The sequence below is a fragment of the Microbacterium sp. NPDC091662 genome (assembly GCF_044756705.1).
Lineage (GTDB): Bacteria > Actinomycetota > Actinomycetes > Actinomycetales > Microbacteriaceae > Microbacterium.
Genome location: NZ_JBIVTM010000002.1, coordinates 1 through 12,220 on the forward strand (window position 1 = coordinate 1; position 12,220 = coordinate 12,220).

At 69.6% G+C, this 12,220-nt stretch carries 10 protein-coding genes and 1 rRNA gene; 5 read left to right on the forward strand and 6 right to left on the reverse strand.

The annotated features are described in order from the left end of the window. Window positions 1-82 (forward strand): 5S ribosomal RNA (gene rrf / locus ACIQLD_RS13375); the annotation flags it as partial. 167 nt (window positions 83-249) lie between these two features. Here the strand turns inward: rrf and ACIQLD_RS13380 are convergent. Then, window positions 250-987 (reverse strand): IclR family transcriptional regulator, encoded by a 738-nt coding sequence (locus ACIQLD_RS13380; protein WP_402610269.1) that lies wholly within the window; start codon window positions 985-987, stop codon window positions 250-252. A 178-nt stretch (window positions 988-1,165) separates the two neighbouring features. Here ACIQLD_RS13380 and hutH point away from each other — a divergent pair, with 178 nt between their 5' ends. Genes hutH through hutI form a run of 3 tightly spaced genes read left to right on the forward strand, consistent with a single transcriptional unit; the run spans window position 1,166 to window position 5,600 of the window. Next, window positions 1,166-2,707, forward strand: coding sequence for a histidine ammonia-lyase (gene hutH, locus ACIQLD_RS13385; protein WP_402608576.1), 1,542 nt, complete (start codon window positions 1,166-1,168; stop codon window positions 2,705-2,707). Further along, on the forward strand, window positions 2,700-4,424 hold the full coding sequence (gene hutU / locus ACIQLD_RS13390; RefSeq protein WP_402608578.1) for a urocanate hydratase: 1,725 nt from the start codon (window positions 2,700-2,702) through the stop codon (window positions 4,422-4,424). The genes hutH and hutU overlap by 8 nt, the downstream gene beginning before the upstream one ends. Before the next feature lie 12 nt (window positions 4,425-4,436). Further along, window positions 4,437-5,600: an imidazolonepropionase gene (gene hutI, locus ACIQLD_RS13395; RefSeq protein ID WP_402608580.1), complete on the forward strand. Its 1,164-nt coding sequence runs from the start codon at window positions 4,437-4,439 to the stop codon at window positions 5,598-5,600. Window positions 5,601-5,672: 72 nt separating this feature from the next. Here hutI and ACIQLD_RS13400 read toward each other — a convergent pair whose 3' ends face one another. Genes ACIQLD_RS13400 through ACIQLD_RS13415 form a run of 4 tightly spaced genes read right to left on the reverse strand, consistent with a single transcriptional unit; the run spans window position 5,673 to window position 10,736 of the window. Then, the gene (locus ACIQLD_RS13400) at window positions 5,673-7,538 is read right to left on the reverse strand and encodes a glycogen debranching N-terminal domain-containing protein (protein WP_402608582.1); all 1,866 of its coding nucleotides are present in this window, start codon (window positions 7,536-7,538) and stop codon (window positions 5,673-5,675) included. Beyond that, window positions 7,535-8,377 (reverse strand): carbohydrate ABC transporter permease, encoded by an 843-nt coding sequence (locus ACIQLD_RS13405; RefSeq protein ID WP_402608584.1) that lies wholly within the window; start codon window positions 8,375-8,377, stop codon window positions 7,535-7,537. The genes ACIQLD_RS13400 and ACIQLD_RS13405 overlap by 4 nt, the downstream gene beginning before the upstream one ends. Then, complete coding sequence (locus ACIQLD_RS13410; RefSeq protein WP_402608586.1) at window positions 8,374-9,483, reverse strand: carbohydrate ABC transporter permease; 1,110 nt, start codon at window positions 9,481-9,483, stop codon at window positions 8,374-8,376. The genes ACIQLD_RS13405 and ACIQLD_RS13410 overlap by 4 nt, the downstream gene beginning before the upstream one ends. Before the next feature lie 2 nt (window positions 9,484-9,485). After that, window positions 9,486-10,736, reverse strand: coding sequence for an extracellular solute-binding protein (locus ACIQLD_RS13415; protein ID WP_402608588.1), 1,251 nt, complete (start codon window positions 10,734-10,736; stop codon window positions 9,486-9,488). Between the two features lie 150 nt (window positions 10,737-10,886). On the opposite strand from ACIQLD_RS13415, the gene ACIQLD_RS13420 reads away from it, so the two are divergent. After that, window positions 10,887-11,897 (forward strand): LacI family DNA-binding transcriptional regulator, encoded by a 1,011-nt coding sequence (locus tag ACIQLD_RS13420; protein ID WP_402608590.1) that lies wholly within the window; start codon window positions 10,887-10,889, stop codon window positions 11,895-11,897. 16 nt (window positions 11,898-11,913) lie between these two features. Here ACIQLD_RS13420 and ACIQLD_RS13425 read toward each other — a convergent pair whose 3' ends face one another. Continuing rightward, window positions 11,914-12,075: a hypothetical protein gene (locus tag ACIQLD_RS13425; protein WP_402608592.1), complete on the reverse strand. Its 162-nt coding sequence runs from the start codon at window positions 12,073-12,075 to the stop codon at window positions 11,914-11,916. Between the last annotated feature and the right edge of the window lie 145 nt (window positions 12,076-12,220).

The following is a 12,220-nucleotide window of genomic DNA, read 5'->3' on the forward strand; positions in this document are numbered from 1 at the left end:
CATTCCGAACCCGGAAGCTAAGCCTCACAGCGCCGATGGTACTGCAGGGGGGACCCTGTGGGAGAGTAGGACACCGCCGGACTCCTTTTAGACAAGAAAGCCACCCAATGCTGGGTGGCTTTCTTGCGTTGTGCTCGAGAAGAGTTGAGCAAGAAGAGCCATCCTTCGTGGGGTGGCTCTTCTGCGTTAACGCGGGTGTGGTCGCGCAACTCAGCGCTTCCGTTACCCAGCGCTTCAAGGTCGCACAGCTCAGCGCTTCAAGCGTGCCTCGAGCATGGCGGCGCACTCCTGCACAGCGGCAGCGAGCAGCTCCTCATCCAGATCCGCGCGGCCCCACGTCACCGCCACCGCGGCAACCGGCCAACCGGCAGCATCGAGAACTGCGGCGCCCACACTGCGCAGCCCATCCGCGATCTCGCTGTTCTCCGTCGCATATCCCCTCGTCCGCACATGCTGGAGCAGTTCGCGCAGCTCGCGCGGCGTGCGGGGCCCGAGCCCTGTGCGATCGGGGAACGCCGAGACGTCCGGATAGAGCGCCCGCACCTGTTCCCGGGGGAGCGCCGCCAGCATCGCGCGGCCCGAAGCCGTGAGGTGGGCGGGGAGCCGCACCCCCACATCCGTCACCAGGGCGGGCCTTCGAGGTGCGCGTTCCTCGACGATGTACAGCACATCCCCACCGCTCATCACCGCCAGGTGCGCGCTCTCCCCCAACCGGTCCGAGAGCGCAGCCACCAGAGGACGGCCCCTTCGCGCCAAAGGCTGTTGGCGGGTGTAACCGCCGGCGAGCTCGAAAGCTGAGGTGCCGAGCCCCCAGCGTCTCTCCTCGCGCAGGTGCAGCACGAATCCGTGAGCGGCCAGGGTGGTGAGCAGATGGTAGACCGTGGACCGGGGCAGTTCGAGCTCACGCGCGATCGCCGACGCCGCCACGGGTGCGGGCCGTCCGGCGAGATAGCTCAGGATGCGGAGCGTGTTCTCCGCCGCAGGCACCTGCGCGGTCGGCACTTGCGCCGCAGGCACCTGCGCGGTCGGCTGCTGCGCGGTCAGTGTTTCCACCGCCGGCACCTCCACCTCCGGCACCTGAGCGCTCTTCGCGTTGTCTGGGATCACAGACACAGCATCGCACGAACGGGTGTCCCCAGCCACACGTCGGGTGTGGAATCGAACCATGACTGAACTCGCCCCCGTGCTGGTCGGAGCGGCCCCGCTGTCTCCCGCCGATGTCGTCGCCGTCGTCCGTCGCAACGCACCAGTGCAGCTCGACGCGAATGCGCTCGCGCGCGTCGCCGACGCCCGTCGCGTGATCGACGGTCTCGCGGCGGACCCGAACCCGCACTACGGCGTGTCCACCGGGTTCGGCGCTCTCGCAACCACCTTCATCGCCCCCGACCGTCGCATGCAGCTGCAGGCCAGCCTGATCCGCTCGCACGCCGCGGGCACCGGGGCCGAGGTCGAGCGCGAGGTCGTGCGCGGACTCCAGCTCCTGCGGCTGCAGACCCTCGCCTCCGGCCGCACCGGCGTGCGTCCGGTCGTCGTCGAGACCTACGCCGCGCTGCTCAACGAGGGCATCACGCCTGTCGTCCGCGAGTATGGCTCGCTCGGCTGCTCCGGCGACCTCGCACCCCTCGCACACATCGCCCTGGCCGCGATGGGCGAGGGCGACGTCCGCGACGCATCCGGCACGCTCCTCCCTGCCGCCGACGCCCTCGCCGCCGCCGGCATCGACCCGCTGACCCTTGTCGAGAAGGAGGGGCTCGCGCTCATCAACGGCACCGACGGCATGCTCGGCATGCTGGTGCTCGCCCTCCACGACCTCGAGACGCTGCTGCTCACCGCCGACCTCGCCGCGGCGATGTCGGTCGAGTCGCAGCTCGGCACCGACGCGGTGTTCGCCGCCGATCTGATGGCACTTCGTGCGCAGACGGGTCAGGCCGAGTCCGCCGCGAACCTGCGCGCCTTCCTCGGCGACTCCCCGATGGTCGCGAGCCACAAAGGACCGGACGACGGCCGCGTGCAGGATGCCTACTCGCTGCGCTGCTCGCCCCAGGTGCACGGCGCCGCCCGCGACACCCTCGCGCACGCCACGCTGATCGCCGGCCGCGAGCTCGCCAGCGTCATCGACAACCCCGTCATCACCCTCGACGGCCGCATCGAGTCGAACGGCAACTTCCACGGCGCTCCGGTCGCGGCGGTCCTCGACTTCCTCGCGATCTCGGTCGCCGATGTCGCCTCTGTCTCCGAGCGTCGTACGGATCGCGCGCTGGATCCGGCCCGCAGCCACGGCCTTCCTCCCTTCCTCGCGGACGAGGTCGGCGTCGACTCCGGTCTCATGATCGCGCAGTACGCGGCAGCGGGGATCGTCTCCGAGCTCAAGCGCCTTGCGGTGCCGGCATCAGTCGACTCGATCCCCTCTTCCGCGATGCAGGAGGATCACGTCTCGATGGGATGGGCCGCCGCCCGCAAGCTGCGCCGGGCGATCGACGGCCTCGGCCGTGTGCTCGCGATCGAGATCCTCACCGGCGCCCGCGCCCTCGACCTGCGCGCCCCGCTGCAGGCCGGACCCGCCACGGGTGCCGTGCGCGACCTGGTCCGCACCGTAGCCGACGGCCCCGGACCCGACCGCTTCCTCTCCCCGGAGATGGAAGCCGTCACCGCCCTCGTCCAGTCGGGCGACGTCGCCCGCATCGCAAAGGAGCACGCTCATGGCTGAGTCCACCGCATCCGACACCACCGCTTCCGACGTCACCGCTTCCGGCGTTCCGGTGTCCGGCGCTCCTGTCTCGGGACCTCGCGTCGTCCGCGCCGCCCGCGGCAACCAGCGCACCGCGAAGAGCTGGGGCGCCGAGGCCGCCAAGCGCATGCTGATGAACAACCTCGACCCCGAGGTCGCCGAGCACCCCGAAGACCTGGTGGTCTACGGCGGCACCGGCAAGGCCGCCCGCAGCTGGGACGCCTACGACGCGATCGTGCGCACCCTCGACGAGCTCGAGCCCGACGAGACCCTGCTGGTGCAGTCGGGCAAGCCGGTCGGTGTCTTCCGCACGCACGAGTGGGCACCGCGCGTGCTCATCGCCAACTCGAACCTGGTCGGCGACTGGGCGACCTGGCCGGAGTTCCGCAAGCTCGAAGAGCTCGGCCTCATCATGTATGGGCAGATGACCGCCGGATCCTGGATCTACATCGGCACACAGGGCATCCTGCAGGGCACCTACGAGACGTTCGCCGCCGTCGCCCGCTCGCTCGGCCGTGACTCGCTCCGTGGCACGCTGACACTCACGGGCGGAGCCGGCGGGATGGGCGGTGCCCAGCCGCTGGCCGTGACCATGAACGACGGGGTGGTGCTGATCGTCGACGTCGACGAGTCGCGTCTCATCCGTCGTGTGGAGCACGGCTACCTCGACGAGTACACGACCGACCTCGATGCGGCCGTCACCCGAGTCCTCGCTGCCAAGGATGCGGGCGAGGCCCTCTCGGTCGGCGTGGTCGGCAACGCGGCCGAGGTGTTCCCCGAGCTGCGGCGCCGCGGCGTGCCGATCGACATCGTGACCGACCAGACCAGCGCCCACGACCCGCTCGCCTACCTCCCGCTCGGCATCGCCGTGGCGGACTGGAAGGCCGAGGTCGAGCGCGACCCCGAGGAGTTCACCCGCCGCTCGCGCGAGTCGATGGCCGCGCACGTCGAGGCGATGGTGGCTTTCCAGGATGCGGGGGCCGCGGTGTTCGACTACGGCAACTCGATCCGTGCCGAAGCGCAGCTGGGCGGTTTCGCGCGCGCGTTCGAGTTCCCCGGATTCGTGCCGGCGTACATCCGCCCGCAGTTCGAGGAAGGACGCGGACCGTTCCGCTGGGCAGCGCTCTCCGGCAACCCGGAAGACATCTACAAGACCGACCGCGCGATCGCCGAGCTCTTCCCCGAAGACGCCGCCCTGCACCGCTGGCTCGAGAAGGCCGGCGAGAAGGTGCACTTCGAGGGGCTGCCCGCCCGCATCTGCTGGCTCGGCTACAAGGAGCGCCACCTCGCCGGACTCAAGTTCAACGAGATGGTCGCGTCGGGCGAGCTGTCAGCTCCGATCGTGATCGGGCGCGACCACCTCGACTCCGGATCCGTGGCATCGCCGTACCGCGAGACGGAGGCCATGAAGGACGGTTCCGACGCGATCGCCGACTGGCCGCTGTTGAACGCCCTGCTGAACACGGCCTCCGGCGCGTCGTGGGTGTCGCTGCACCACGGTGGCGGTGTCGGCATCGGCCGTTCCATCCACGCCGGTCAGGTCACGGTCGCCGACGGCACGGAACTCGCGGCCGAGAAGCTGGAGCGCGTGCTGACGAACGACCCGGGTACCGGCGTGATGCGTCACGTCGACGCCGGCTACGAGCACGCCCGCGAGGTCGCCCGCGAGCGCGGCCTCAAGGTGCCGATGCTCTGAGAGGCTCAGGACATGGCAACGCTCATCACGAACATCGCGGAACTGACCACGAATGTCGCCACCGGTGACGACATCACCGGCACCCTCACCGATGCCGCGGTGCTGATCGAGGGCGGGCGGGTCGCCTGGGTCGGCGCCGCAGCGGAGGCACCGGAAGCCGATGAGGTCGTCGACGCCGGGGGCCGCGCGGTGATCCCCGGCTTCGTCGACAGCCACAGCCATCTCGTGTTCGCGGGCGACCGCGCCGCCGAGTTCGAGGCGCGCATGGCGGGGCAGAAGTACGCCGCGGGCGGCATCCGCTCCACCGTCGCCGCCACCCGCGCCGCGAGCGATGACGAGCTGCGCGCGCGACTGCGGGGCTTCCTCGACGAGATGCTCGCGCAGGGCACCACGACCGTCGAGATCAAGAGCGGCTACGGGCTGAGCGTCGCACACGAGGAGCGCCTGGTGCGCCTGGCCGCCGAAGTGACGCCCGAGGTGACGTTCCTCGGTGCGCACGTCGTGCCAGCCGAGTATGCCGACCGCGCCGACGAGTACGTCGATCTGGTCACGGGCCCCATGCTCGACGCCTGCGCTGCGCACGCGAAGTGGATCGATGTCTTCTGCGAGACCGGCGCCTTCACCGTAGCGCAGTCGCGACGGGTGCTGGAGGCCGGCATCGCACGGGGACTCGCCCCCCGTGTGCACGCGAGCCAACTCGGTCCGGGCGAGGGCGTGCGTCTGGCCGTCGAGCTCGGCGCGGCATCCATCGACCACGGCACGTACCTGACGGATGCCGACATCGATGCGCTCGCCGGATCCGACACCGTGCTCACCCTGCTGCCGGGCGTCGAGTTCTCGACGCGGCAGCCGTATCCGGACGCACGCCGCCTGATCGACGCGGGAGTGACCGTTGCCCTGGCGTGCGACACGAACCCGGGGTCGAGCTTCACGTCGTCGATGCCGTTCTGTATCGCGGTCGCCGTGCGCGACATGGGGATGACGCCGGCCGAAGCCGTGTGGGCGGCGACCGCGGGCGGCGCGAAGGCGCTGCGTCGAGACGATGTCGGCGTGATCGCGCCCGGTGCCAGGGCCGACCTCGTGCTGCTGGACGCACCGACGCGCATCCACCTCGCCTACCGCCCGGGAGTGCCGCTCGTGCGCACCGTCTGGAAGGACGGCCGGGCGGTCGGCTGAGCCCGAAGCCCCCGCCGGCCGCCCAACCGCCGACCGCTCAGCCGATCGCCCGGCTCAGCCGATCGCCCCGCTTCAGCCCAGCGCCTGCGCGACGACCACCGCGGCTGCGGCCGACCATGCCTGCGGGCGGCAGGCCGCGGGGTAGGGAAGGGGCGCGCCACCGGGAACGCGGGCATCGCCCGCGTGCAGCTCGGGAACGCGGTACTCGAAGCCCTCCGCGAGGTCGAGCAACTGCTCGGCGACCATCCGCGCTTCCGTGTCGAGTCCGGCGCGCATCATGCCGTGCACCGCGATCGCGGTGTCATGTGCCCACACACTGCCGCCGTGATAGCTCAGCGGCCAGTAGCCGGCGGCCCCGGTCGACATCGTGCGGATGCCGTAGCCGCTCGACATGCTCGGTGCGGTCAGCAGTGCCGCACAGGCCTGCTCCTCCTCCGGATCGAGGATGCCGGTGCCGATCAGGTGTCCGATGTTGCTCGTGAGGGTGTCGACCGGGGCGCCGTGCGCATCGAGGGCGATGGCCGGGTAGCGGCCCTCGGGCGTGGTCACCCAGTACGCGGCGCGGAAGCGTGAGCGAAGATCTGCGGCCCACGTCCGGAGCTCGGCCGCGCCCGGTTCACCGAAGGTGTCGAGCAGGTCGGCACCGCGGATGGCGGCTTCGTACGCATAGCCCTGCACCTCGCTCAGGGCGATGGGCCCCTCGGCCAGGCGCCCGTCGCGCCACTGGATCGAGTCGCCCGAGTCCTTCCACCCCTGGTTCGCGAGGCCGTGGCCCGACTCATCCGCGTAGTCGATGAAGCCGCTGCCCGAGGCGTCGCCGTGCACTGTCATCCACGTGAGCGCGGCGCGAAGAGCCGGGAGCAGTGCCCGCACCTCGCGCTCGGACATCCCCTCGGCGTGGGCATCGGCGAGCAGGCAGATCCATAGCGGAGTCGCGTCGACGGTGCCGTAGTACAGCGGCGGCAGGTGCACGCCCTCGTTGGGCAGCGAGAGGGCGCCGCTGCGCAGCTCGTGCGCGATCTTGCCCGGAGCCTCGGCCGTCGACGCATCGTGCACGGTGCCCTGCAGGCGCGCCAGCACGCGCAGGGTAGAGGCCGCCATGTCGGGGTCGACCGCGAGCGCGAGTCGTGCGGCCCAGAGCGAGTCCCGACCGAACAGCGTGAAGAACCAGGGGGCTCCGGCGGCGTAGAACGCATCATCCGGGTGCGCGGGCAGCGCGAGGCGGAGTGCGGAGAGATCGGCGGTCGCCTGCTCCATCCAGCGTGCTGCGCGCGAGGCGGAGGGAACGGCCGGCTGTGGGGCCCGCGACGGCAGCGCGGCAGCGACGACGAGAGTCGGGTCGTCGAGCTCGACCATCCAGCCCACGGCGGCAGAGCCGCGCGGCGGCACCACCACATCCCAGCGCAATACCAGCGCGTTCCCGTCCTGCGTCACCGTGGCCTCGGGGGCGGTGAGCGCGAACGACGCCTCTCCCGCGCGGCAGACGGATCCGTCCCAGCTCCAGGTTGTATCAGCGGCGAGCCCGGCCTTGACCTGCTGCATCGGCGCGAAATCCGGGAGCACCCGCACGGTGAGGGTCATCGGAACTGCGGTGTCGAGATGGGACACGACCGTGATCCGCTCGGAGAAGGCACCGGCGGCGACCCGCCGGTCGCGGTCCATCCGCACCTTCGGATCGGCCGATTCGTCGTCGAGCCCGCGGAGCAGATCCGTCAGGAGCGCCTGCTGCGGCACCGGCGACGTGCATCCGATGGATTCGAGCGCGGTGCCGTCGACCGTGGTCTCGATGCTCCGGACGTGTCGCACGTCGCCGTGGTAGATGCCGTGGATCGGAGCGGTGCCCATGCGGCCGACATCGTCGGACCATGCCTGGGTCGGTGCCTCGAGCATGATCACGGCGTCGTCCAGCAGCGGCTGGAGGGGCGGGGTGGGGGTCATTCCTTGACGGCTCCTTCTGTGGAGTTCATGATGCGGCGCTGGAAGACGAAGAACATCACGGCGACGGGGATCGTCATGATGAGCGCGGCCGCCAGCTTGAGCGGGTACTGGGTGCCCTGGCTGAGTCCGCCACTGGCCAGGGATGCGACACCCTTGGTCAGGGTCGTCAGGGCGGGGTCGTTGGTCGACACGATGAAGTGGCTGAGCTCGTTCCAGGAGCCCTGGAACGACAGGATCACGATCGTCACGAGCGCCGGCGTCGCCATCGGCAGCACCACCGACCAGAACAGCCGGAACGTGCCGGCACCGTCGATGCGGGCCTGCTCCTCGACCGACTCGGGGATCGACTCGAAGAAGTTCTTCATGATGAACACCCCGGCCGCGTCGACGAGCAGCGGCAGGATCATCCCTGCATAGGAGTTGAAGATACCGAGCTGGTTGATCACGAGGAACTTGGGGATCAGCAGCACGACGGTCGGCACCGACATCACGGCGACCAGTGCGGCGAAGACGACACCGCGCCCGCGGAAGCGGAGTCGAGCCAGTGCATACCCGGCGAGCGAGTTGAAGAACACGCGGCCGGCGGTGACGAAGATCGTCACGATCGCGCTGTTCACGAACCACGAGGGGAAGTCGGAGTTGCGGAACAGGCGCTCGTACGCGGCGAATGTCCACACGTCGGGGATGAGCGTGATCCCGCTGGAGGCGGCATCCTCATCGGTCTTGAAGCTCGTCGCGACCTGGATCAGGAAGGGATAGATGTAGACGATCGCGAGGATGATCAGCAGCGCGTAGAGCGCGATCTGCCACGTCAGCTGCTTCGACGAGAGCCGCCTCATGACGAGGCTCCCTTCGACGGGGACGATGACGAGGACGCATACGCGCGGATGCGTCGCTTCGAGACCGGCCGATCACGCAGCACCCATCGCTGCAGAAGCGTGAAGATCACGATGATGATGAACAGGATGAACGCGATGGCGGCACCCTGCCCCCACTCCTGGTTCTGGAACGCGGTCTGGTACGAGAGGTAGGCCGGAGTGAGCGTGGTCTTGCTCGGTGCTCCTCTGGTGCCCGTGTAGATCTGGTCGAACACCTGCCAGCAGCCGATGAGGCCGAGGGTGAGCACGGTGAACAGGGTCGGGCGCAGCTGGGGCAGCGTGATGCGCCAGAACCGCTGCCAGCCGTTCGCGCCGTCCATCATCGCGGCTTCGTCGACGTCGGCGCCGAGGTTCTGGAGACCGGCGAGGAAGATGAGCATGAACGTGCCGGAGGTCGTGAAGATCGCCATCAGGATGTAGGCGCTCATCGCGACGGAGGGGCCGGCGAGCCACTCCCACCACGACACTCCGAGGGCCCCGCCCTGGGTGAGGGCCACGGGGCCGGCATCCACGCCGACCGTGCCGAGTGCCAGATGCAGGATGCCGCGTGGGTCGTTGAACCAGTTGGGGCCGTTGATGCCGAACCACGAGAGCACGTCGTTGACGGCGCCGCTCGAGGTGAACAGGAACATCCACAGCACGGTGATCGCGACGGTGCTGGTCACGGAGGGGAAGTAGTAGGCGGTGCGGAAGAATCCCCGCCCGCGGAGCATGGCGCGGTTGACGAGGATGGCGAGGAACAGCGCGAGCGCGGTCTGCAGCGGGACGACGAGAAGCACGTACCAGGCGTTGTTGCGCAGCGACGTGCCGAAGTCCTTGGTCGCGAGGCCGCCGTCGGTGAGGACGGCTGCGAAGTTGTCGGCGCCGACGAACGAGACCGAGCCGGAGAGGGGGCTGCCGCGACCGCCCCAGTCCGAGACGCTCACCCAGAGCGCCATGAGGACGGGGATGAGGAGGAAGACGCCGAGGATCACGATCACCGGCGCCGTGAACAGCCATCCGGCTGCCGCCTCGCCGCGGCGGAGCCCGGAGGCCCTGCCGCGGCGAGGCGCTGCCTTGATCGCCATGGCTACTTGACGACCGCTTCGAGGTTCGACTGGACGGAGTCGAGGATCGTCTTCGGGTCGGCCGTCTTGAGCGACTCGAGCTGCGAGTTGAAGTCGGCGATGACGTCGGCGGTCCCGGCCTGGTTCGGCGGGAACTGCGCGTACTCCGCGCCTGCGAGGAACGGCTCCAGCTCAGGGTTCGCCGAGGTCCAGTCCGCGGCGGCGGACTTGATCGACGGCATCGGACCGAACGCCTTCGAGAAGGCCAGCTGGCTGTCGGCGCTCGTCAGGTACTCGACGAGGTCGAGGGCGGCCTGCTGGTTCGGGCTGTCGGCAGCCATTCCCCAGCAGTTCGTGAACTGCAGCGTGCCCTTGCCGCCGGCGCCCTCGGGGAGCTCGGCGACCGTGTACTGCAGGCTGCTGTAGTCGTTCGAGAGCGCTCCGGTGATCCAGTTGCCCTCGATCACCATGGCGGCGGACTGCTTGCCCAGCGCCTCGCCGCCCCATCCGGCCCCGACATCCTTGGCGTACGCGAACGTGCCGTCGACGAGGTGCGATTTCACGTAGTCGAGGGCCTCGACGTTGGCGGTGTCATCGGCGATGACCGTGCCGTCGTCGACGAGCCCTCCGCCCGCTTGCGCCATGAAGACGCCCACGCGCTGGTACTCGGCACCGAAGGCCAGTCCGACATGGTCGGCGGTCGTGAGCTTCTGCGCCACCGCGGCGAGGTCGTCCCAGGTCTTCGGGAGGTCGGCGTCGGTGAGCCCGGCGTCGGTCCACATCTGTGTGTTGATGATGAGGGACAGCGTGGAGAAGTCCTTGGGGGCGCAGTAGAACGTGCCATCGACCGTGAAGTTCTCGACGAGCGATGGGTAGAAGTCGTCCTTGTTGGCGAGTTCGTCGCCGTAGGCCTTGAGCGATCCGTTGGCCGCGTAGCCCGAGGCCTGGTCGGCGGAGAGGTAGAACAGGTCGGCCGGGTCGCCGGCGGCGAAGCCCTGCGACAGCTCCTGGTCGAGGTTGGTCGCGGTCTGCACCTTCGCCTTGATGTCGGATTCGGCCGACCAGGCGTCGACGGCGGACTGCACAGCGGCTGTCTCGGCGTCACCGGACGAGCCGATCAGGACGGTGAGCGCGTCGTCGGAAGAGGTGAGCCCCTCGTCGTCCGCCTTCTGGTCGTCTCCGGCGAAACCGGAGCCGCAGCCGGTGAGCACGAGCGCGCTGGTGAGCAGCACCGCCCCGGTACCGAAGACTGCGCGAGTGGTGTGCCGTGTCATGGTCTCTCTCCTTTGATGAGTCACTGCGGGCGACGGCCTCGGGAGGACCGTGCGGGTTCGTCGCAGAAATTTGAACGATCAAACTCTGCGTGGAATAGGCTAAGCGGGAGTCGCGGGAAGTGTCAACCCGGGCGTGAACGAGGAGGTGCGATGGCGAAGGCGCCGACCGTCGAAGACGTCGCCGAGCGCGCGGGCGTCTCCCGGCAGACGGTCTCGAACGTGCTCAACACTCCCGACATCGTCCGCCCGGCGACCAGGGAACGCGTCATCGCGGCGATCCACGAGCTCGGCTATCGACGTCACGCGGCTGCGCGACAGCTGCGGTTGCGGCGCAGCTCGACGATCGGCATCCGCCTCGATCCGTACCTCGGCGGGATCTCCGGCGTCGTCCTCGACCGCTTCGTGCACGCGATCACCGAGCGCGCGAGCGAGCGGGGGATGCGGATGCTCGTCTATGCCGCACGCACGCGGGAAGAAGAGATCCAGAGACTGTCGGAGCTCTGGGAGGGGTCGGAGATCGATGCGGCGATCATCACCGGCACTTCGCGCGACGATCCGCGCGTGCGCAGCCTCGATCAGGACGGGCTGCCTTTCATCTCGTTCGGTCGGCCGTGGGGGGAGGACGACATCGCCGACCCGCGCCACCTCTGGGTCGATGTCGACGGCGCCGCGGGAACGCGCGCCGCGACCGAGCACGCGCTGACCCGTGGCGGCAGCGTCGCGTTCCTCGGATGGCCGACGGGATCGGGCACGGGTGACGATCGCGAGCGCGGATGGCGGGAGGCGATGGCCGCAGCCGGGGCGCGGGGCACACGGTTGACGGCGGAGGAGGGTGTTCCGTTCGCCCGCGCCTGCGTCGATGCCGCGCTTGCCGCGGGGCCGGGACCGGTGCCGGATGCGGTGGTGTGCGCCAGCGACTCGCTCGCGGTCGGTGCGCTGCTGGCGGTCGCCGCCGCGGGGCTCTCGTTGCCGGTGATCGGCTTCGACAACACGCCGACGGCAGAGGCGCTGGGCTTCTCGAGCGTCGAGCAGCGTCCGGAGGATGTGGCGACAGCGATCCTCGAACTCCTCATGGGCCCGACGGGTGAGGTCGTCGCCCCGCGCACCCTGCAGGCGGGGTCGGCGCACGCACTGATCACCCCCGAGCTCGTGGTGCGCTGAGCCGCACGCCGACCTTCTATGCCGCGCGGCGCATACGCAGCGTGAAGGCGATCCCGGCCAGTGCGATCACCACGATCCCGTAGCCCACGCACACCGCTTCGAGGCCGACGACCCCGACCAGCGCGCCCGCGATGACCACTGGCACTCCGAACGCGAGGTACGCCAACAGGTAGATCACGGCGAACGTGTCGGCGCGACGACCTCGACGCGCTCTTCCCCGGGTTGCTCGACTCGGTGCCGCGCGGCTGAGAGGCGTGCGTATGGTGGAACTGTGGAAATCATGTGGTTCACGCTGATCTTTCTCGCGGTGCTCAGTGCCATCT